This window comes from Streptomyces sp. NPDC079020 (genome assembly GCF_044542225.1).
Lineage (GTDB): Bacteria > Actinomycetota > Actinomycetes > Streptomycetales > Streptomycetaceae > Streptomyces.
Window position 1 is genome coordinate 203,074 of sequence record NZ_JBITUB010000012.1, and the last position, 21,068, is coordinate 224,141.

The 21,068-nt window shown below is 70.0% G+C and carries 15 protein-coding genes and 1 riboswitch; of the genes, 8 read left to right on the plus strand and 7 right to left on the minus strand.

Annotated features, from left to right (window positions below):
• The 6 genes from ACIGJO_RS25225 to ACIGJO_RS25250 all read right to left on the minus strand — a co-directional run bounded on the left by ACIGJO_RS25225 (window position 1) and on the right by ACIGJO_RS25250 (window position 8,946).
• Window positions 1-2,223 carry an FAD-dependent oxidoreductase gene (locus ACIGJO_RS25225; RefSeq protein ID WP_399961632.1) on the minus strand — a complete coding sequence of 741 codons (2,223 nt, stop codon included), beginning with the start codon at window positions 2,221-2,223 and terminating at the stop codon, window positions 1-3.
• Between the two features lie 11 nt (window positions 2,224-2,234).
• Window positions 2,235-4,526 carry a hypothetical protein gene (locus ACIGJO_RS25230; protein ID WP_399961634.1) on the minus strand — a complete coding sequence of 764 codons (2,292 nt, stop codon included), beginning with the start codon at window positions 4,524-4,526 and terminating at the stop codon, window positions 2,235-2,237.
• A 125-nt stretch (window positions 4,527-4,651) separates the two neighbouring features.
• Window positions 4,652-5,530 (minus strand): carbohydrate ABC transporter permease, encoded by an 879-nt coding sequence (locus tag ACIGJO_RS25235; RefSeq protein WP_399961636.1) that lies wholly within the window; start codon window positions 5,528-5,530, stop codon window positions 4,652-4,654.
• Window positions 5,527-6,477 (minus strand): carbohydrate ABC transporter permease, encoded by a 951-nt coding sequence (locus ACIGJO_RS25240; protein ID WP_399961638.1) that lies wholly within the window; start codon window positions 6,475-6,477, stop codon window positions 5,527-5,529. Before ACIGJO_RS25240 ends, ACIGJO_RS25235 begins: the two co-directional genes overlap by 4 nt.
• A 7-nt stretch (window positions 6,478-6,484) precedes the next feature.
• Complete coding sequence (locus tag ACIGJO_RS25245) at window positions 6,485-7,825, minus strand: ABC transporter substrate-binding protein (protein ID WP_399961640.1); 1,341 nt, start codon at window positions 7,823-7,825, stop codon at window positions 6,485-6,487.
• A gap of 119 nt (window positions 7,826-7,944) precedes the next feature.
• Complete coding sequence (locus ACIGJO_RS25250; RefSeq protein WP_399961642.1) at window positions 7,945-8,946, minus strand: LacI family DNA-binding transcriptional regulator; 1,002 nt, start codon at window positions 8,944-8,946, stop codon at window positions 7,945-7,947.
• A gap of 234 nt (window positions 8,947-9,180) precedes the next feature.
• Between ACIGJO_RS25250 and dgoD the strand changes: the two genes are divergently transcribed.
• The 6 genes from dgoD (at window position 9,181) to ACIGJO_RS25280 (ending at window position 18,589) form a co-directional block, all read left to right on the plus strand.
• Complete coding sequence (dgoD, locus tag ACIGJO_RS25255; protein ID WP_399961644.1) at window positions 9,181-10,323, plus strand: galactonate dehydratase; 1,143 nt, start codon at window positions 9,181-9,183, stop codon at window positions 10,321-10,323.
• An 87-nt stretch (window positions 10,324-10,410) separates the two neighbouring features.
• A complete protein-coding gene (locus ACIGJO_RS25260; RefSeq protein ID WP_399961646.1) occupies window positions 10,411-12,567 on the plus strand; it encodes a DUF6351 family protein in 2,157 nt (718 codons plus the stop codon).
• A gap of 138 nt (window positions 12,568-12,705) precedes the next feature.
• Window positions 12,706-12,924: riboswitch (cobalamin riboswitch) on the plus strand.
• Between the two features lie 160 nt (window positions 12,925-13,084).
• Window positions 13,085-15,409 (plus strand): 5-methyltetrahydropteroyltriglutamate--homocysteine S-methyltransferase, encoded by a 2,325-nt coding sequence (metE, locus tag ACIGJO_RS25265; protein WP_399961648.1) that lies wholly within the window; start codon window positions 13,085-13,087, stop codon window positions 15,407-15,409.
• A 212-nt stretch (window positions 15,410-15,621) separates the two neighbouring features.
• On the plus strand, window positions 15,622-16,620 hold the full coding sequence (locus tag ACIGJO_RS25270) for an ArsR/SmtB family transcription factor (protein WP_399961650.1): 999 nt from the start codon (window positions 15,622-15,624) through the stop codon (window positions 16,618-16,620).
• Window positions 16,621-16,781: 161 nt separating this feature from the next.
• Window positions 16,782-17,498, plus strand: coding sequence for a C39 family peptidase (locus ACIGJO_RS25275; protein WP_266928904.1), 717 nt, complete (start codon window positions 16,782-16,784; stop codon window positions 17,496-17,498).
• A 92-nt stretch (window positions 17,499-17,590) separates the two neighbouring features.
• Window positions 17,591-18,589, plus strand: coding sequence for an alpha/beta hydrolase family protein (locus ACIGJO_RS25280; RefSeq protein WP_266928903.1), 999 nt, complete (start codon window positions 17,591-17,593; stop codon window positions 18,587-18,589).
• Between the two features lie 45 nt (window positions 18,590-18,634).
• Here ACIGJO_RS25280 and ACIGJO_RS25285 read toward each other — a convergent pair whose 3' ends face one another.
• A complete protein-coding gene (locus ACIGJO_RS25285; protein WP_399961653.1) occupies window positions 18,635-19,048 on the minus strand; it encodes a DUF6083 domain-containing protein in 414 nt (137 codons plus the stop codon).
• Between the two features lie 342 nt (window positions 19,049-19,390).
• On the opposite strand from ACIGJO_RS25285, the gene ACIGJO_RS25290 reads away from it, so the two are divergent.
• Window positions 19,391-20,563, plus strand: a complete 1,173-nt coding sequence (locus ACIGJO_RS25290; RefSeq protein WP_399961655.1) for an MDR family NADP-dependent oxidoreductase — start codon at window positions 19,391-19,393, stop codon at window positions 20,561-20,563.
• Window positions 20,564-20,643: 80 nt separating this feature from the next.
• On the plus strand, window positions 20,644-21,054 hold the full coding sequence (locus ACIGJO_RS25295; RefSeq protein ID WP_399961657.1) for a MerR family transcriptional regulator: 411 nt from the start codon (window positions 20,644-20,646) through the stop codon (window positions 21,052-21,054).
• The last annotated feature ends 14 nt before the right edge of the window (window positions 21,055-21,068 follow it).

Here is a 21,068-nt window from a genome sequence, read left to right on the forward strand (position 1 = left end):
CTACTCGTAGGCGCGCACGGCGACGATGTGCGCCGACGCCGCCCCGTTGGTGGCTTCGACGACGATCCGGATCGCCGATGTGGTGAGCGGCTCCGCCGGCGTGTGTGTCACCCGTCGCCGCCGATTCTGCGCCGCATGGGCGATATTGCGCCAGTTGCCGTCAGTATCCCGTGCCTCGACGCGGTAGTCGCGAAGAAGGGTGGGGAGGGTGTCGAAGGGGGTGCGGTGGTGGTGCAGGTTGATCAGGTCCTCGTTGACGTCGTCGTCGGCGATGACCTCGATCCGGCTCAGGGTGACGGGTTCGGGCCAGGTCAACTCGATCCAGGGGGAAGGGGCGTCAGCCAGCGGTGCCGAGACCCACATGTGCGGTCCCGCGTACGGGCGGGCGTAGCCGTCGGTGGCCTTGGCGGGGGAGTAGGCCGCGGTCTCTCCCGTGCGGAAGCAGAAGGTGCGGCGCAGCAGGCCCTTGTCCGTCCACTCGCGCAGCGGCTGCGGCGATTCGTCCGACGGGCGCAGCGGGACGCGCGTGAAGCACAGGACGCCGGGGGTCGGGCGGTCGGAGCGGTGCAGGGCGACGGCGTCGTTGGCGCGGACGACCAGGAAGGCGTTGCGCGGGGTTTCGGGTGACCAGTCCAGGCCGGTTTTGAGCCACTGACGGGCACCGGCGGTGACGGGCAGGGTGGTGGAGGAGACAAGGCGGCGCGGGACATAGTTCTGGCCGAGTTCGGGGTCGTACAGATCGATCACGATCTCGGTGTCGCGGTCGGCGTCGATGAGCAGTTCCACCCCGGAGAGGTCCGGGTCGGCGGGGAGGACGAGTCCCGCGTCCGCGGTGAGCGGCCATCGCTCGTCGGACTCCTCGACCGCCAGGCCGCACAGGGCGGACGACGCCGTGACCGTCGCCCGCAGGGCCAGGTCGTCCGGGTCCGTCGAGGCGAGGCCGATGAGCGAGGCGTCCTGGCTCAGCAGCGCCCGTTGCAGCTCGGGTACGGGGAGTCCGCGCGGGGTGACATCCCCGGCGGCGCAGAGTGCCGCCGCCGTGCCGGCCGCCTGCCCGATCGTGGCGCAGGTCGCCATGACGCGGGTCGAGCCGAAGGCGACATGGCTGGCCGAGATGTTGCGCCCGGCGAAGAGCAGGTTCTCGGTGTTCACCGAGTAGAGGCTGCGGTACGGGATGTGGTAAATGCCGTCCGCGTAGAGCTGTTTGGCACCTGCCTCGGTGGCGTACATGCCCTGCGGCGGATGCAGGTCGATCGACCAGCCGCCGAAGGCGACCCGGTCGGCGAACTCGGTCTGGCCGAGGATGTCGCCCTGGTGCAGGACGTAGTCGCCGAGGAAGCGCCGGTACTCCCGCTTGCCGGGGATCGAGCCCACCCATTCCAGGGTCATGTTCTCCGCGTCGAACTCGCCGGAGTTCTTGATGTGGTCCCAGATGCCGTGGATCACCGACCACAGCTCGTCGCGGATGCGTTCGTTGTCGTGGACGGTGTCGAGCTCGCCGCCGAACTCGATCCACCAGTACGCGCAGCCGTTGTCGCCCGCCTTGATGATGCGGCGCTGCGGGATGGAGGTCCCGGTGATGTCCTTGGCGAAGTTCGGCGGCACGAACTTGACCGGGTGACCGGCGTCCTTCGTGTAGAAGAGGAGAGTCGAGCCCAGGGTGATGTCGTCGGCCGTCTCCGGAGCCCATGCCTCGTTGTACTCGGCGTGCGATTCCCGGCCGATGCGGTGGTGGGCGCCGGCCAGGTGGCCGATGAGGCCGTCTCCCGTGCAGTCGAGGAAGAGCGAGCTCTCGAAACGTATCCGCCGCTCGGAGCCCATCATCCAGCCGGTGACCGAGGTGATCCGCCGGGCCTCGTCCGGGCCTTCGGCGTCGACCTCGCGCACGTCGGTGTTGAGGTAGAGCGTGATGCCGGGCTCGGCGCGCACGGCGTCCAGGACCACGGCGTCCCAGTAGTAGGGGTTCCCCTCCGGGTTGCGGAACTGGTTCTCCACGAGCAGCTCGCCCATGATGCCGCCCTCACGGGCATGGTGGTTCTTGCCGTGGCCGGTCGCGCCGCACACCCATACCCGGACCTCGCTGCTCGCGTTGCCGCCGAGTACCGGCCTGTTGTTGATCAGCGCGACGCTCCGGCCCAGCCGGGCCGCGGCGATCGCCGCGCACACCCCGGCCAGGCCGCCGCCGACGACGGTGATGTCGTGCCGTGCGGTTTCGTTCCTCATGTCGTACGTCACTACTTCCAGTCAGGATTGGCGGCGAGCCCGTAGTAGATGCGCGGGGCGCCGTCGAGGGTGAGGGTGATCTTGCCGCCGGAGGCCTTCAGCGTGCGTTCCTGGCCGATGCAGTTCAGCTCCCGCACCGTGCCGTTGACCGTCCCCGAGTGGGCGACGACCGGGGTCCTGGTCGTCCAGGTGTCGACCCAGGGCTCCGGCGAGGCGAACCAAGGATCCTCACCGTGCTCGGGGTTGAGGATGTACCCGTCCTTGCGGCTCCAGAGGATCGACACCGGTCCGCCGGGAGTGGTGAAGAGGAGCCCCTTGATGTCCTTGTCCGCGAAGGCGAGATGCCGGACGAACTCGGCCTCGTCCAGGACCCGGGCGGCGGTCGCGAAGGCGAGAAGGGAGGGCTTGGCGCTGGTGTCGCGGTTCATCAGGCCGTAGTGGTACTCGGCGTTGGCCGGATCGGCCTCCTGGGGGTGGTAGAGCACCGAGTCGTGCAGCTGGTACCAGTTGACGGCACGTACCTTCTCGGCCTTGGCGAGAGCGAGCGTGAGCAGCGTGTTCTCGGCCGCGTGCCGGTAGGTGTCGCTCCACCAGGCGTTGGGCCGGGTCGGCGCGTACGCCTCGGTGAGCCACAGCTCCTTGTCGCCGCCGTACTCCTCAAGGACCTGGTTCGCCTTGCGCAGCGCGCCCAGGAAGTTCCAGTACGTGCCGGCCGACCCCTGCGTCCACTCTTCCGGCGGCGGCGCGAAGTCCGGCGTGAAGTTGCCGCGACCGGGGTGGAAGGCGAAGGCGTCGATGAGGTCCCAGCCGCCCGCGTCGTGGAAGTTCTTGGTCCACACGTAGTCCATGCCGCCGAGTCCGGCGTTCATGACCTTCATCTGCGAGCCCGCCGCGTCGAGGCGCGTGGTGACCTGGCGCAGACCGTCCCGGACATAGGCGTCGGCGCCGCGGCCCGACATCCAGGGCTGGTTGACCTCGTTGCTCACCTCGAAGTACGCGGCCTCGGCGTTCAGGGCCTTGGCGACATTCGTGTCGGCCCAGGCCGTGATCTGCTCCGGACTGCCGCCCACGGGGATGCCGGACAGCTCCACGTTGTGCCCGATGCCGTTCGCGTCCAGAGTCGCCGTGTCGATGCCCGGTGCGCCGGCGTAGGCGATGCGGATCCACTTGATGCCGAGCGTCTTGACCAGCCCGAGTACGGCCTCCCTGCTGGGCTTGAGCAGCCAGGGGTAGTTGGCGAGGCCGAACATCGACTCCTTGCCCGCCTTGTACGTGAACTCCGGGAGCACGCTCAGATTCGTGCGGGCCAGCGCCTTGTCACTTCCACTGACCACCTCCACCCCGGTGAACACGATGTTCTGCGACGGCGAGGTCACGGGGAAGGAGGCGTCCCAGGCGGCGCCCGCCGCGAGGTTCTTGCAGAGCGTTCCACCGGCGATCTTCGTGCCGCCGAAGTCGCGCGCCCACCACGTCAGGGTCACCTTCCTGGCCGCGGCCGAGCCGTTGACGACCTGCGCCTTGAGCGTCATCGTCTGCCCGGCTGCCTTGTAGAGGTTGAACGGCTGGTCCGTCCACACCTCCACGCCGAGGGGCCTCCTGGCGGCGAGCGCTCCCGCCGCGCGCGGCCGCAGATCGCCGAGGACCAGATCGGCCTCGGTGACGGCGGTGTCCGCACCGGTCGAGGTGCCGGGGGAATGGACCCAGGTGGCGTTCGTGTTCGCGGGGTTGGTGGACGGGAGGCAGAAGAAGCCCTTCGATCCCGCCCATGTCTCCACGTACACGCCGCCCGCGTTCACCTCGTACGGAATGCCGCCCCGGGCGTCCCGCTCCCACACGGTCAGCGCCTCGTACGACTCCGCCGCGCTCGCTTCGTACACCGTGCGGGAGAACATGAAGCCGGTCGGCGTGAGCGTGCTGGAGCCGCCGACCTCCCACTTCATGTGCGCCTTGCGAGCAGTGACGTCGAAGGTGCCGCGCACCGTGATTCCGGACGTCCCGCTCGCCATCGTGTACGTGACCTGGATCGCGGGCCGCCCGTCGGGGAGCGTGATCCGGGCGGGCGTACCGCCGAAGGTGCGCTGCTGGCCGAGCGCGGAGTCCTTGAACATGAAGTGGTTGAGCAGGATGCGGTCGGTGCCTGCACCGTCCTGCACGAGGACGCTGCCGTCGCTGCGACCGACCAGGGTGATGCCGTCGGCCTGGATGGTGACCGGGTCCGCGGCGTATGCGGGAACGGTCGGCAACAGCGCGGCGCCGGTGGCGACGGCCGTGCCCTGGATGAATCTGCGGCGGGCGACTGACATGGAGGTGCCCTTCTCTTGGTGGGGGTGTTCCGGATGCTCCGGATGTTCCGAAGCGGAAGCTGTGGCAGGGGAACGGAGAGCTCGGCTTCGGCTCCGGTGGAACTCGGCGCCGGCTCCGGGGGAACTCAGCCCTTGACTCCGGTGAAGCCGAGCCCGGAGACGATGTACTTCTGGCAGACGACGAAGACGAGCACCGGCGGGGCGACGGCGAGCACCATCGCGGCGATCAGCTGGTCCTGCGGAGCCTGCGTGGCGAGCTGGGCGAGAGCGACGCTGATCGGCTGCTTCTCGGGGTCGGTGATGGCCACCAGCGGCCAGATGAAGTCCTTCCAGGAGTGCATCACCGCGAGCAGACTGATCACGGCGATCACCGGCTTGCTCATGGGCAACACGATCTTGGTGAGCAGTTGCCAGGTGTTCGCCCCGTCGACCCGCGCCGCGTCGAACAGCTCCTTCGGCAGGGCGTCGAAGAACTGCTTGGCGAGCAGCACCGTGAAGGCGTTCGTCCCGGCCGGCAGCCAGATCGCCCAGTAGGTGTCGCCCAGATTGAGGTGCAGGAACGGTACATCGATCACGGTCATGAAGAGGCTGACCATGTTCACCGTGTACGGCACGAACATCGTGGCGAGGATCGCCCCGTAGACGACCTTGCCGAATTTCGGCCTGAGCACCGAAAGGGCGAAGCCCGCCGTGGCCGAGACGAAGAGCTGCACGAACCACGATCCGCCGACCACCAGGAAGGTGTTCATCAGATAGCGCCCGACACTCAGATCGGTGTATGCCGTCGCGAAGTTGCCCAGGGCCGGCCGGTCCGGCCACAGGGCCAGGGGCTGGGTGGTGAGCTCGGTGGGTGGTGAGACCGCGCCCTTGACCATCCAGTACAGCGGCCCGATGCCGATGAGCAGCAGCAGGATCAGGGTGAGCACCTGGATGGAGCGCACTGCGGCGCGTACGCCGGGGCGTTGGCGGTCGTTGGTGGAGACGAAGGTGGTGAGCGTGGTCATGACGTGCTCCAGCTGCGGGTGGCCCGCAGATAGACCGCGGAGAGCAGGGCGAGGGCGAGCACCATCAGGAAGGAGAGCGCGGCGGCCTGGCCGTACTCGCCGTCCTGGAAGGCGTACCGGAAGATCAGCAGCAGGACCGTGAGGGTGGAGTTCTCGGGTCCGCCGCCGGTGAAGACGTACGGCTCGGTGAAGACCTGCACCGTGTTGATCAGCTGGACGAGCAGCAGCAGTCCGATGACGGAACGGAGCTGGGGCAGCATCACATGCCAGATCCGCCGCCAGATTCCGGCGCCGTCCATCTCGGCGGCCTCGTAGAGTTCGCCGGGGATGCCGACCATCGCCGCGAGGTAGATCAGGACGGCGCCGCCCATGCCCGCCCAGGTGGACTCCAGGACCAGCGAGAGCATGGCGCTGTCGGAGGACTCCAGCCACGAGTACGGGCCGAGCCCGACCTTGCCGAGGACGTTGTTGAAGAGCCCGCTCCCGGGATCGTAGAACCACTTCCAGAGCAGGATCGCCACGACGGGCGGGATGACGACCGGCAGATACACCAGGAAGCGGTAGACGCCCGCGCCGCGGCGCACCGTCGACATGATCGCCGCCAGGATCAGTGGCGCCGGGAAGCCGATCAGCAGGCCGAGGACCACGAAGAACAGGGTGTTCCCGACGGCGGTGCCGAGCAGCGGGTCGTCGAAGAGCGTACGGAAGTTGTCCAGGCCGACCCAGACCGCAGGATCGACGAGGTTGGTCTTCTGGAAGCTGAGCAGCATGCTGCGCACGATCGGCCACCAGGCGAAGAGCCCGAAGACCAGCAGTGCGGGAACGAGGAACAGCCAGGCTGTGAGCTGCTTGCGGGCGCCGGTGCCGCGCCGCTGCGGCGGCGTGGTCTGCGGCGCGGGTTCCTTGGGCGCGGCGGCCGGGCGCCGGGACGGAGTGAGCAGGGCCATGGGCCGGCTACTTCTGGTCCGCGGCGAGCTTGGCATTGACGTCCTTCTCGGCCGCGGCCAGCAGGGAGTCGATGTCGGCGTCGCGCTTGGTGAGTACTGCCTGGACCACCGGGTCGAGCGCCGTGTACAGCGTCTGCGCCTGGAACGGCGGCTCCGGCTTCAGCTTCAGCGTGGAGAGACCGTCGGTGTACGGCTTGAAGTTCTTCAGCTTCACATTGACGTACGGCTTGATCGCGGCGTCGATCTCGGCCTGCCGTGCCGCGTCGAAGACCGGCAGCGTCGGCACGCCCACCGCGGACTTCGGGTCGGCGGAGAGCGCCTTGGCCTGCTCGGCGGCGATGTCGGTGCTGTACTGCGGCTTGGCGTAGGCGAAGGTCAGCCAGTCGACCGCGGCTGCCGCGTGCTTCTTGTCGGCGGACTTGGGAACCATGTAGATGTCGCCGCCGGTGAGCGTCGCGTCGCCGCCGGACTGCGGCATCGGGGCCACTCCGAAGGCGTCGGTGTTCTCCATGCCGAACTGCATCTTCGCCAGTCGGTACGTCCCCGGGCTGCCCATGAACATGCCGACCTGTCCGGCCGCGAACTGCTTGATGACGTCGTTCTGGTTGTTGAGAAGGGTCTTGCCGAGCGAATCGTCCTTCCAGCGCATGTCCTTGAGCAGCCCCAGCGCCTTCTTCGTCGGCTCCCCGGTGAGCGTGGCGGTGTAGGTGCCACCCTCCGCCTTCTGCAGATCGCCGCCGAAGGCGTACGACAGCATCGTCAGCTGCCACCCGCCCTGGTTGTCCTTCGACTCGTGGACGAAGCCCGCCCTGCCGGTACTGTCGCTGATCTTCTTGGCGGCGGTACGGACCTCCGCCCAGGTGGCCGGCGGCCGGTCGGGGTCGAGGCCGGCCTTCTCGAAGAGCTCGCGGTTGTAGACCAGGCCCTGGGCGTAAGGATTCTGCGGTACGCCGTACACATCGCCGGCACTGTCGGTGAGCGGCTGGAGGACCTGCGGGTTGAACTCCGTGAAGTGCTTCCACTCCTTGAGCTGCCCGGTGATCGGCTGCACCTGCTTCTGCTGGATGAGCCGCTGCGGCTCGGTCAGCGGCACCTTGATGACGTCCTCGACATTGCCGCCGGACAGCTTCGCGGAGAACGTCAGCGGGTCGAAGACCGTGGTCGAACCCTTGACCTTGATGCCCGGGTTGGCCTTCTCGAAGTCGGCCACCTGCTTCTTGAACAGGGCGAGCCCCGGCTTGTCGGTGGCCGGCGGCATGCCCTGCACCCGCAGCACGAGATCGCCGCCCCCGCCGGCGCTGCTCGGGGTGAGGGAGGAACAGCCCGCGAGGGTCGCGGTCAGCGCCATGCAGCCAAGTACGGCAGCAGAGCGGGAGTTTCTGGGCATAACGGCTCCAAGAAGGGCAGGAGTGGGCTCGGTGCGGTGCAAGGGGGTGTTCGGCGCGCCGCGGTGGCGCGCGTCGTGGATCAGTGGGTGGGTGCGGGACCCGTCGAGGCGCGGGGGATCAGGCGGGAGCCGATCTCGACGACGGGGGACGTGACCTCGGGTCCTCGGCCGGTACGCCCCGCCGCGCTCGCGATCGTCTCGATCAGGAGGTCGCCCGCACGCGTGGCGATCTCCTCGGGGTCGATCCTGATCGTGGTGAGGCTGGGGGTGGAGACGGAGGCGAGGAGGGTGTCGTCGATGCCGATGACGCTGACGTCGCCCGGCACGCTCATGCCCAGGTTGGCCATCTGGTGCAGCACGCCGAGGGCGACCAGGTCGTTGTGGGCGATCACGGCCGTCGCCTCGTGGGCGGCCACGAGGGTGGCGGCGTGCACGCCCGTCTCGAACCGCGGCTCGTACGGACCGAGCTCGGACAGGGAGAGGTCGAGCGCTTCGAAGGACTCCTGGATGGACTTGCCGCGGCTCAGCTCGGCGCGGGAGGCGTTGATGAACACGCAGCGCCGGTGGCCGTACGCCTTCAGCAGCTCGGCGGCCTGCGCGATGCCGGCGGACAGGGAGATCCGGACCTCGGGGATGCCCGGCACGTGCCGGTTCACCACCACCAGCGGCATCCGGCCCGCGAGTTCATGGAGCCGGTCCTCGGTGAGGGTGGAGGCCCACAGGATCAGGCCGTCGACCCGCTTCGACACGGCCGCGATGGCGGCCATCTCGTCCGCCTCGCGCTCGTCGCTGTCGGCCACCAGGACCGTATAGCCCAGGTGCCGGGCGCGGGCCTGCATCGCCTTGATGATCGGCGGGAAGAACGGGTTGGCGATGTCCGGGACGATCAGGCCGAGCGTTCCGGTGCCGCCGCCGCGCAGTGAACGGGCCGCCGGGTTGGGGGAGTAGCCGAGCTTGGCCGCGGCGTCGAGGATGCGCTGCCGTGTCGTCGGCTGCACCTGGTCGGGTGCGGTGAACGCACGGGACACCGTCGACACCGAGACGCCCGCGGCGCTCGCCACCTCCCGGATCGTTACTGCCACGGACGGCCTCCTCGTCGTTCCGAGCCGGGGACCCCGGCACCCTCGCAGCAGGACCCTGCGATTGCGGTTGATGTTTGCGAACGTTCCCACAGCATGTCAAGAGATGTGTCAGGACTATTTCATCCAGGGAAACCTTCTGTATGCATGGGTCTTGCGCTCCGGTTCGACTGCTGTCGATGATGTGCTCTCACGAACGGCACTGAAATCGCGGGAACGTTTTCATAGAGGAGTGGAATGAAGATCACCGGCCTGGAAGTGCTGACTCTTCCCGACCACGGCGACAGCATGATGCTGGTCGTGGTCGACACCGACGAGGGCATCCACGGCCTGGGCGAGGTCGGCATCAGGTCGCGCCAACGGGCGGTCGCGGGCGGTCTCGAACATCTCGCGGAGCTGATCGTCGGCGAGGACCCGCGGCGTATCGAGCACCTCTGGCAGGTGATGTTCCGGCGCGGGTTCTTCCCCGCCGACCGCATCCTGGGCGCCGCCATCGCCGCGGTCGACGTGGCACTCTGGGACATCCGCGGCAAGGCGCTCGGCGTACCGGTGCACGAACTGCTCGGCGGCCGGGTGCGGGATCACGTACCCGCCTACGTGCATGTCGGCGACGGCTACGACGACCGCGAGTGGTTCCTGGACCGGTGCCGCGACCTGGTCGCGCAGGGCTGGCGTCATCTGCGGTTCGCCTCGCCGCACGACGCCGACGGCACGCTCGACGCGCGCCGCTGCCTGCGCGACTCGGTCGCCCTCTTCCACCAGGTGCGCGACGCGGTCGGCGACGAGGTGGAGCTGATCCTCGACGTGCATACGCGCCTGGACCCGCCGGAGGCACTGACCCTGTGCCGGGAGATCGAGGCGGCCCGTCCGTTCTTCGTCGAGGACCCGCTGCGCTGCGAGAACCCGGACAGCTACCGCATGCTGCGGGCCCGCACCGGGGTGCCGCTGGCGGCGGGCGAACAGTACGGCTCCAAATGGGAGTTCAGGACGCTCATCGAGGACGACCTGATCGACTACGCGCGCGTGGACGTCGGGGTGGCCGCCGGTCTGACCGAGGCGAAGAAGATCGCGGCGATGGCGGAGGCCCACCACATCAAGCTCGCCACCCACAACCCGCTGGGCCCGGTCACCGCCGCCTCCTCGCTCCAGCTCAACCTGGCCTGCCCCAACGCGGCGATCCAGGAGCACCAGACCGACCCCGAGCCCAACATCGCCGCCCTCTTCACCGCGCGGCCGACGATCGTGCCGGGGCGGGTGGAACTGAGCGAACTGCCCGGCATCGGCGTCGACATCGACCGGGAGGCGGCGCGCCGGTACCAGGCCCATGCGGCCGAGCGCCCGCACCTGCGCACGGCGGACGGGGCGTTCACCAACTGGTAGCCCCGGGCGGCGCCGGGCAGGGCCGGCCGCAGCCCGTTACGTACATCACACACGATTTCCCACCCCAGGAAGTGAGGCGAGTTCCGCATGTCGTTCACAGGAGCCGCGAGACCGGTCCGGATGGGCCTGGCCGGCATAGTGTTCATGGGCGTGCTGGTCGGCGCGTCGGCGACGCCGGCCGGCAGCCAGGAACGCGAGACGCTGCAGGTGACGGCCGTGTCGTCGCGGCCCGGCGTGGTGTCGGGGAACGACGCCCTGATACGTGTCACGGCGCCCGCTTCCATAGCCGCCGGCAGCATCCGGGTCGAGGTGGCCGGCCGGGACGTGACATCCAGTTTCCGGCCCTCCGGCGACAACACGGTCATGGGCGTGGTGAAGGAGCTGTCCACGGGTGACAACCTGCTCACGGCCACGGCCCAGGGCGCGGACGCCGGGCAGCTGACCCTGAAGAACCACCCCATCACCGGGCCGGTGTTCGCCGGGCCGCACGAGCAGCCGTTCATCTGTGACACCGCCGAGTTCAAGACGGCCACCGGCGTCACCCTCGGGCCGCCGACCGACGAGGACTGCTCCGTCGAGACCCGCGTCGACTACATGTACCGCACCACGGCAGGCAAGTTCGTCGCCCTGCCCGACACGGCCGAACGTCCCGCCGACCTGGCGACCGCCACGACGAGCGCGGGCAACAAGGTGCCGTACATCGTCCGCGTCGAGACCGGCACCATCAACCGGGGCATCTACGAGACGGCCGTGCTGCACGACCCGCTGTCCCCCGCCCCCGACCCGCTGGAGCGCGGGCCGGGCTGGAACGGGCGCCTCGTGTACGGATTCGGCGGGGGCTGCAACGGCGGCTGGTACGTCCAGGGCCGCAACACCGTCGGCATCATGAACGACACGTACCTGAGCAAGGGTTATGGCGTCGCCTCGTCATCGCTGAACGTCTTCGGCAACAACTGCAACGATGTGCTGGCGGCCGAGACCATGAGCATGGTCAAGGAACGCTTCGTGGAGACGTACGGCGAACCGGCCTTCACCATCGGCAACGGCTGCTCCGGCGGCTCGTACCAGACCCACCAGATCGCCGACAACTACCCGGGCCTGCTGGACGGCATCCTCTCCGGCTGCAGCTTCCCCGACGTCGGCTTCGGGACGATCCAGACGCTCAGCGACGCCCAGCTCCTGAACCACTACTTCAAGAATGTCGCGCCGGACGCGTTCACCCAGGAGCAGCAGCGGGCGGTCTCCGGGTTCGGTAAGTGGGAGAGCATCGGCAGCCTGGCACGGGCCGCCGGCCGGATCGACCCCACGGTGTACTGCCCGGCCCAGCTGCCCGTGGCGCAGCGCTACCACCCCGTCACCAACCCCGACGGTGCCCGCTGTGATGTGTACAGCCACGCCGTGAACGTCTACGGCGAGGTGCCGGAGACCGGGAAGGCGCGCAGGCCGCTCGACAACACCGGTATCCAGTACGGACTTGAGGCCCTGAACAACGGGACCATCGGCATCGACCAGTTCATCGACCTGAACCGGCGCATCGGCGGCCTCGACGACGACGCCAAGCCCGCCGCGCAGCGCACGGCCGCCGATCTCAAGGCGGTTCGGCTCGCCTACCGCACGGGCCGCCTGCTGAACGGCGGTGCCGGCCTGGCCGACATCCCGATCATCGACTACCGCGACTACACGGACGACGCCGCGACCGGCGACATGCACATGCGCTTCCACTCCTTCTCCACCCGGGCGCGCCTGGACAAGGCCAATGGCACCCACGCCAACCAGGTCATGCTCACCCGCTCCAGCGGACACGGATTCACCCTCGCCGGGATGGTGGCCGACATGGACAAGTGGCTCACCGGCATCAAGGGGGACCCCGGCGCCGACGCGCCCATCGAGAAGATCGTCCGCAATCGGCCGCAGGGACTCAACGACGCCTGCTGGACCCGCGGCATCGGGGCGACGAAGATCTCGGAGCCCCAGGTGGAAGGCATCGGCAACACCGAGTGCAACACGCTCTACCCGGTGTGGACATCGCCGCGGATGGTCGCCGGAGCCGATGTGGCCAACGACATAGTCAAGTGCCGCAAGCGTCCCGTGGTCAGCACCGACTACCAGGTGCCGGTGACCGACGCCCAGCTCAAGGAGCTGACGGGGATCTTCCCGTACGGTGTCTGCGACTGGTCCGTTCCCGGGGCGGGTCAGCAGGCCCCCATGGGTACCTGGCTCTCCTTCGACGCGGTGACCGGATAGCGGCGCGCAAGCCCTGAAGGCTGTTCCGACAGGCCCCGGTGTCCGTTCACTCCACCGTGCCCGTCATTTCCCCCGCACACCCCCGCCCTCACGCGTCCCGGTATCCGGGCGGGGGTGTGCGGGCGCCGTCTGTCGCCTAGGGTGGCGGACGCAGCTGGTTCGCCCCCGTCAGCCGGACGGGACGCGTCGTAAGAGGGAACCCGGTGGGAATCCGGGACTGCCCCGCAGCGGTGAGTGGGAACGAACGCCGTCATACGCACTGGATCCGGCCGGATCCGGGAAGCGACGGCCAGTAGGAATCTGCCCCGGCAGATGTGCCCGCGAGTCCGAAGACCTGCCCGTTGCCCGTACGCGACCGATCGCGTACGGAGATCCCGGTGACCTCGTGGGCGGGTCGGCGTACATATCGGGCGGCACGTGCGGCAGAACTCCGCGATGTGGTCCGCCCGGTCGGTCGTCCCTTCGCGTCCGCGTCCCGTCCCCGGGATCCAGGACACATCTCGCGAAGGAGAGTTCTGTGACAGCGAAGCCCGCAGCCGCGGCAGCACGGGCCACCGTGTACGGCTACCCCCGCCAGGGACAGAACCGTGAACTGAAGAGGGCCGTCGAGGGCTACTGGAAGGGCAGCGTCGGCGCGGACGCCCTCCGGGAGACCGCGGCGGATCTTCGCCGCTCGAACTGGCGGCAGCTGGCCGACGCAGGCATCCATGAAGTGCCGTCCGGCGATTTCTCGTACTACGACCATGTACTGGACACCAGCGTCATGGTCGGAGCGGTCCCCGAACGGCACCGCGCGCTCGCCGAGGAAGACGCGCTGGACGGCTATTTCGCGATGGCCCGCGGCACCCAGGACATCGCACCGCTGGAAATGACCAAGTGGTTCGACACCAACTACCACTATCTGGTCCCCGAGCTGGGCCCGGACACGGTGTTCACGGCGCACTCCGCCAAGCAGGTCGCCGAGCTGACGGAAGCCCTCGCGCTCGGACACACCGCCCGTCCGGTCCTCGTCGGCCCCGTCACCTACCTGCTGCTCGCCAAGCCCGCGCCGGGCGCGCCCGGGGACTTCGAGCCGCTGACCCTGCTGGACCGGCTGCTGCCGGTGTACGCCGAGGTGCTCGCCGATCTGCGGGCGGCCGGCGCCGAGTGGGTCCAGGTCGACGAACCCGCACTCGTCCAGGACCGCAGCCCTGCCGAACTGAACGCCGCCACCCGCGCCTACCGCGATCTCGGTGCCGCCACCGACCGGCCGAAGCTGCTGGTCGCCTCGTACTTCGGGCGGCTCGGTGAGGCGCTGGGCGTGCTGGCCAAGGCGCCGGTGGAAGGACTGGCCCTCGACTTCACCGAATCGGGCGCCGCCAACCTCGAAGACCTCGCGGCGGCCGGCGGACTGCCCGGCAAGCGCCTGGTCGCGGGCGTCGTCAGCGGACGCAACATCTGGATCAACGACTACGAGAAGTCCCTCGCGACCCTCGGCACCCTCCTCGGCCTCGCCGACCGGGTGGATGTCTCCGCCTCCTGCTCCCTCCTGCACGTACCGCTGGACGCCACCGCCGAGCGTGACATCGACCCGCAGATTGCCCGCTGGCTCGCCTTCGCCCGGCAGAAGACGCGGGAGGTCGCCGTCCTGGCGAGGGGGCTCGAGCAGGGCACCGACACCATCGCCACCGCACTCGCCTCGAACCGCGCCGACCTCGCCTCCCGCGCCGGATCGGCACTGACCAGCGACCCCGCGGTGCGGGCCCGCACCGCCGCCGTCACCGCCGCGGACGCGCGGCGCTCGCAGCCCTACCAGGAGCGGACCGCCGCCCAGCGCGCGCACCTCGGGCTCCCGCTGCTGCCGACGACGACCATCGGTTCGTTCCCGCAGACCCATGAGCTGCGCACCGCTCGTGCCGACCTGCGGGCCGGACGGATCGGCACCGCCGGGTACGAGGAGCGGATCAGGGACGAGATCCGGGAGGTCCTGTCCTTCCAGGAGAAGGCGGGGCTCGATGTCCTGGTGCACGGCGAGCCCGAACGCAACGACATGGTGCAGTACTTCGCCGAACAGCTCACCGGCTGCCTCGCGACCCAGCACGGCTGGGTGCAGTCGTACGGCACCCGCTACGTCCGGCCGCCGGTGCTCGCGGGCGACATCTCCAGGCCGGAGCCGATGACGGTCCGCTGGACGGCGTACGCCCAGTCGCTGACGGCCCGTCCCGTCAAGGGCATGCTCACCGGCCCGGTCACCATGCTCGCCTGGTCCTTCGTCCGCGACGACCAGCCGCTCGGCGAGACCGCCCGGCAGGTCGCCCTCGCCCTGCGCGACGAGGTCACCGACCTGGAAGCCGCGGGCACCTCGGTGATCCAGGTCGACGAGCCCGCACTGCGCGAGACACTGCCGCTGCGCGCCGCCGACCGCGGCGCCTACCTGGCCTGGGCCACCGAGGCGTTCCGCCTCACCACGAGCGGCGTACGCCCGGACACCCAGATCCACACGCACATGTGTTACGCCGAGTTCGGGGACATCGTCGAGGCCATCGACGACCTCGACGCCGATGTCATCAGCCTGGAAGCGGCCCGCTCCCACATGCAGGTCGCCCGCGAACTCGCCGCGCACGGCTACCCCCGTGAAGCCGGACCCGGCGTCTACGACATCCACTCCCCGCGCGTCCCGAGCACGGAGGAGGCCGCGGCCCTTCTCCGTACAGGACTTGAGGCCATCCCGGCCGGCCGGCTGTGGGTCAACCCCGACTGCGGCCTGAAGACCCGCGGCTGGCCCGAGACCCGTGCCTCCCTGGAGAACCTGGTCGCCGCCGCCCGCGAGGTCCGCGCGGAACTGGCCACCGGGAACGGCTGATCCCGCGGAGCCGGGGCGGACACCCGTCGTGTCCGCCCCGGCCCCGCCGTACGCGCCCCTCCGCTCCCACCCGTGCGGCGGCCGAGCGGCGGGTACGCTGCGAGGGTGCGGCGGGGTGTCCGGACAACTCCCCGCCTCCGCGTGATCACTGAACCGACGGATATACGGGCGCGGTCGGCGTCAGCACACCTTCACCTCACGACGGAGCGGCCATGCTGCGGGTGTACTTCACGTCCGAGGATCTGGCACGGGTGCGCGTGGCCCCGGGCCCGGACTTCCTCTGGGAGATCAGCAACAGCGTGCAGACCCTGCAACGGCGCGACGGGGAAAGGGTGTTCGGCGCCTGGCGCCGTTGGGCCCGGCCACGCCTCTCGGGCAGCCGCCGGCTGCTGTCCGGTCTGCTGCCGCCCCGCGGCTACTCACCGGACTTCCTCACCCCCACCTCCGGCGACCGCACGACCATGCAGGCGGCGGTCGACACGTTGATGAGCACTCCGCGCAGCCGCCTGCGCGCCGAGCTGACGCGGTTGTCCTCGTCGTCCCGACTCCCCGGCTGGGTGGGCTCCCTGGCCAGGGGAGACCGGGAAGCCCTCCACCGGCTCGGTGACGCTCTGCACGCCTACCGGCGCGAGGCACTCGAACCGCACTGGCAGCGTGTGCACGCCCATATAGACGCCGACCGCGCCCTCCGCCTGCACAGCCTGCTGGACGGCGGCACCGAGGGGCTGCTCACCGGTCTCGGCCCGCATTTCCGCTGGCGCCCGCCCGTACTGGAGGTCACCTACCCCGTCGATCAGCAACTGCGCCTGGAAGGCAGGGGACTTGTGCTCCAGCCGTCGTTCTTCTGCTGGCCCGCACCGATCACGCTCGCGGACGGGGACCTGCCGCCCGTGCTCGTCCACCCCATCCACCACAACGCCGACTGGGCCGGGACCGCCTCCGACGACCGCGCCACGGCAGCCGCCGGTCCGCTGGGGCCGCTGCTCGGACAGACCAGGGCGGGCGTTCTGCGGGCGGCCCGCACCGGCTGCTCCACGGTCGAGGCCGCCCGGCTGCTCGAGGTGACCCACCCGGCCGTCAGCCAGCACCTCAATGTGCTGCGCGCGGCGGGCCTGATCACCACTGTCCGCAGGGCCGGACGGGCCTTCCACGTCGCGACGGCGGAGGGGCGGGCCCTGCTGGCCACGGAGGAGCGTGCGGTCCGTCCGTAACCCGCCGGGCCCGGCCGTGCCGGGGCGGGCCGTAAGCCTGGGCTTACGGCGCTTGTGCCCGTGGAGGGTGAGGAACCACGCTGGTTCCGCAGCCGCACACGGCCGGGTGATCCCCGAAGCCGTTTCTTCCCGCAAGGGCCTGTCCCCCTCCAGGAGCCTTCATGCGTAAGAGACTTGTGTCCCTCACGGCCGCCGCGGCCGTCGTCGGAGCCCTCCTTCTTCCCGGTACGGCGGCCCACGCCTCGTCCGCGCCGGGCATCCCGGCCGTGTCCGTGCTCGCCCATGGCACGAAGGCCGGCACGGCCGTCGTCAGCGGGTACGACCGGCCGGGCAGCCGGCTGAGCGTCGACTCCGGACGCACCCGGAGCGCGCACTGGCTGCAGATCGACTACCAGGTCCAGGAGACCGGTTACTGGTGCGGTCCGGCAGCCACCCGCATCGCCCTCTCCGCCCGCACCGCCCCGCCGGCCCAGGGCGAGCTCGCCCGGCAGCTCGGCACCACCGAGGCGGGCACCGACCACATCGGCCAGGTGACCGGCGTACTCAACGCGAACCTCGGCGGCGGCTGGTACGAGACCAAGGAAATGCCGAACGACCCGCCCACCCAGGCGCAGCGGGACCTGCTCTGGTCCGACATCGTGTTCGATATCGACCGCAACTACCCGTTGGTGGCCAACATCGTCGCGCCGCCGGGCAATCAGCCGCCCGGGTACCCCTCGGACCAGACGATCTACCACTACTTCACCGTCTTCGGCTACGACGAGGTGGACCGCACCGTCCTCATAGCCGACCCCGCTTCCTTCGGCGGCAACCAGATCTACTGGATCTCCTTCGACCAGCTCGCCACGCTGATCCCTCCGAAGGGGTACTCCGCCTGACCCCCGGCCGAGGACTCTCCCGCCCCGGTGCCCGGTGCCCCGGCGTCCGGTGAACGTGATTCCCCCCATAACCTCCAGACCAGGAGATCAAGTTGAGCCATCACAGTTCCCACAGTCCCAGCCGCAGAAGTGTCATCAGGGCCATCGGCGGAATCACCGCGGCGACGGCTCTGGGCGCAGGCGGGGTCCTGGCCTCGGCCTCCGCGGCCAGTGCGGCGGGCGACGGCTTCGGGCTGCGGATCGTGGACCACAACGAGAGCGATCCCCGCATGTGGTACTACCGCTTCGCTACCGACGCGATCGGCTGGGATCCTGGAGTCAACGTCCTGCTCCCCGACGGATACCACACCGGCGGGCGCCGCTACCCGGTCCTGTACCTCTTCCACGGCGGCGGTACGGACCAGGACTTCATCACCTTCGACCGTATGGGCATCCGTGCCTGGACCGCCGGGAAGCCGGTCATCGTCGTGATGCCCGACGGCGGCCACGCGGGCTGGTACTCCAACCCGGTGAGCTCCAACGTCGGCCCCCGGAACTGGGAGACGTTCCATATCGCGCAGTTGCTCCCGTGGATCGACGCCAACTTCCGCACCTATGCCGAGTACGACGGCCGCGCGGTCTCCGGATTCTCGATGGGCGGCTTCGGCGCGCTGAAGTACGCGGCCAAGTACTACGGTCACTTCGCCTCGGTGAGCGCCCACTCCGGGCCTGCCAGCCTGCGCCGCGACGCGGGTCTCGTCACGCACTGGGCCAACGTCTCCTCCGCGGCCGTGGAACTGGGCGGCGGCACGGTCTACGGAGCGCCGCTGTGGGACGAGGCCAGGGTCAGCGCCGACAACCCCGTGCAGCGCATCGAGAGCTACCGGAACAAGCGGGTCTTCCTGGTCGCGGGCACCAGCCCCGATCCGGTCAACTGGTTCGACCGGGTCAACGAGACACAGGTGCTCGCCGGGCAGCGGGAGTTCCGGGGCGGACTCGGCGCCGCCGGTATCCCGCACGAGTGGCACGAGGTCCCCGGTGGGCACTTCGTCCGCCCCGATCTGTTCCAGCGGGACCTGGACGGCATCGTCGCCCGGCTCCGCAAGGCGTAGGGAAGCCGCTCGCGCTCGTCGGTGGCGAGCGCGAGCGGCCTGGCCTCAGCCCGCGTCCGGCAGGTTGAAGAGACGCTGCGCCCGGCGCACGTTCTCCTGCCGCAGCGCGGTCGCCCATGGCCAGAGATCATCGGCTTCGAGCCACGGACAGACCATGTGGTGGGCGATCCGGCACCGCGCGCCCGGGACCGGCTCCGCGTCCCAGGTGTTCCAGGCGACGCCGTCCGTGGTGATGAGCCACCGCCGCCGGGGCGGCACGGTGTGGGAGGGGACGGTGATGCCGGGTTCCAGCAGCACCCATGCCTGCGGATGGAGGGTGGGGTAGCGGTCCTGCGGGAGTTCGCACTGCGGGCATTCGGGCGGTGCCGGCGGAGGGGGAGCGGTGGCTCCCTCGCGTACGGACTGCGGAGCGTCGTCGGGGTGGTACGGGGCGGGCGCGGCGTTCTCGGTGTACCCCATGGTTTTCAGGGTCCGGACCGCGTGAGGGTTTTGGTAGGACGCGATCCGGCCGTGACGCAGGGGGCAGGTGTTGACCAGAGTGACGCCACACGCCACATGAGGCGTGTTCCGGCGCGGCGGTAGCCAACTCCTTGGCCGGTCCCGTACTGGTACTCGCCGGACCGGCCGGTGAAGAGACGGATTTCCGTCCGCCGGACAGCCGGACAGCCGGACAGCCGGACAGCCGGACACCACCGGGCCGGATGTGGCCGGTGCTTGCCCTTGACGTACGGGTGAGGGGTTACCGTCCAGGTGCCTCCGGGCCGGACGGCCGGAGGAAAGACGGCAGACGAGGAGACCGCCATGCCCGCCGACCAGCCGATCCTGCCCGGACCGCCCTCCGCCACCGACACCCCTCACGACTCCGGCTCCCCGCAGGACCGCCGCACGCCCCACGCCTCCGCCGCCTCACCGGTCGCCCGAACGTCGAGGGAAGTGCGGCTCGTCTCCGTTCCCGAGGGGCTGCCTCGCCCCGAGCACTTCCGGGTCGCGGAGACGGTGATCCCGCGGCTGGGCGCGGGTGAAGTGCTGGTGCGGAACCGGTACTTCCAGGTCTTCCCGGCACTTCGCACGGTCATCGCCGGCGGTGTGGAGGGCGCCCCCTTCCCCGGTATCCGGCCCGGTGAACCGCTGTTCGGGGCGGCGGTCGGCGAGGTGGTGGCCAGGGGCGGGGAAGAGGGGAACGGGCCGGAGGAACTCGACGGCGACGGTGCGCGGACGGGGGCCCCTCGGACCGGCGCATGGGTGTCGCACTGGCTGGGCTGGCGGGAGTACGCCGTGGTCCCGGCCGGCGGATACACCCTGCTCGGTGACGAGCTGCCCGACCCGGCGGCTCATCTCTCCGAAGGACCCCTCGCGTACGCGGCACTCACGCGGGGCGCCGGACTCCGCCCCGGCGAAACGGTGTTCGTGTCCGGTGGGGCCGGTGCGGTCGGCTCGATGGCGGGACAGCTCGCGGGGCTCCTGGGCGCGGGCCGGGTCATCGGAAGCACCGGTTCGGCGGAGAAGGCGCACCGGATGACGGAGAGTCTCGGCTACGACGCGGCCGTCCTGCGGGAACCCGGCGCCCCGTTCGCCGCCCGGCTGGCCGAGGCGGCGCCCGACGGCATCGACGTGTTCATCGACATGGTCGGAGGCGAACAGCTCCGGGCCGCCGTCGCGGTGGCCCGCCCGGGTGCGCGGTTCGTGCTGGTCGGCGCGCTGTCCGGGCAGTTGGCCGAAGGGAGCAGGGGTGACTCGGCCCCGGTCGAGATCGACTTGTTCGAGGTCATCGTCAAGCGGATCACGATGCGGGGCTTCGGCGGCCTCGACCTCCAGGGAGTCCGCTCGGAGTGGGACCGCGAATTCGGCCGGTGGCTGCGCTCGGGGAAGATCACCTTTCCCCATGTACGGATTCAGGGCATGGACAACGCCGCACGGGCGTTGCACGAGGTGATCGGTGGCCGCCACTTCGGGATGGTGGTCGTCGAGGTGTAGGTGTGCGTCTTCACGTACACCTACACCTCCGCCGGGCGCGCGTGGACGGCCGGTGCCGGTGAGCCAGTCGGGGGTGGCGGATGCGGATCGGTGACGCGGCGGCAGCGGCGGGGACCACACCGAGGGCCCTCCGGTTCTACGAGGAACGGGGTCTGCCCCCTCCTCCGCCGCGCACCGCCACGGGCCAGCGCGAGTACGGTGCGCGCGACATCGCCAGGATCGGAGTCGTCCGGGAACTGCTGGCCCTCGGGCTGACGGTCGAGGACGTACGCGGCTGTGCCGGCCATCTCGACTCGCTGCTGGACGCCCCCTTGCCGCAGCGGTGCGGAGTCCCCGCGGACGCGGGGGAAGGCGGCGGGAGCGCGGGAGTCGCGGCGCGACGGCTCGCCGCCATCGACGCGGAGATCGCCCGGCTGACGCTGCTGCGTGAGCGGCTGGCGGCCCGAGTCGCCGTGCGTTCCGCGGACGGTCCCGGACGGGACAGCCCGTGAAGGGTGTCCCGTAA

Coding starts and splice junctions, on each gene's coding strand:
- ACIGJO_RS25225 (WP_399961632.1), bottom strand. CDS start 2,223: ATGAGGAACGAAACCGCACGGCACGACATCACCGTCGTCGGCGGCGGC.
- ACIGJO_RS25230 (WP_399961634.1), bottom strand. CDS start 4,526: ATGTCAGTCGCCCGCCGCAGATTCATCCAGGGCACGGCCGTCGCCACC.
- ACIGJO_RS25235 (WP_399961636.1), bottom strand. CDS start 5,530: ATGACCACGCTCACCACCTTCGTCTCCACCAACGACCGCCAACGCCCC.
- ACIGJO_RS25240 (WP_399961638.1), bottom strand. CDS start 6,477: ATGGCCCTGCTCACTCCGTCCCGGCGCCCGGCCGCCGCGCCCAAGGAA.
- ACIGJO_RS25245 (WP_399961640.1), bottom strand. CDS start 7,825: ATGGCGCTGACCGCGACCCTCGCGGGCTGTTCCTCCCTCACCCCGAGC.
- dgoD (WP_399961644.1), top strand. CDS start 9,181: ATGAAGATCACCGGCCTGGAAGTGCTGACTCTTCCCGACCACGGCGAC.
- ACIGJO_RS25260 (WP_399961646.1), top strand. CDS start 10,411: ATGTCGTTCACAGGAGCCGCGAGACCGGTCCGGATGGGCCTGGCCGGC.
- ACIGJO_RS25270 (WP_399961650.1), top strand. CDS start 15,622: ATGCTGCGGGTGTACTTCACGTCCGAGGATCTGGCACGGGTGCGCGTG.
- ACIGJO_RS25275 (WP_266928904.1), top strand. CDS start 16,782: ATGCGTAAGAGACTTGTGTCCCTCACGGCCGCCGCGGCCGTCGTCGGA.
- ACIGJO_RS25285 (WP_399961653.1), bottom strand. CDS start 19,048: ATGGGGTACACCGAGAACGCCGCGCCCGCCCCGTACCACCCCGACGAC.
- ACIGJO_RS25290 (WP_399961655.1), top strand. CDS start 19,391: ATGCCCGCCGACCAGCCGATCCTGCCCGGACCGCCCTCCGCCACCGAC.
- ACIGJO_RS25295 (WP_399961657.1), top strand. CDS start 20,644: ATGCGGATCGGTGACGCGGCGGCAGCGGCGGGGACCACACCGAGGGCC.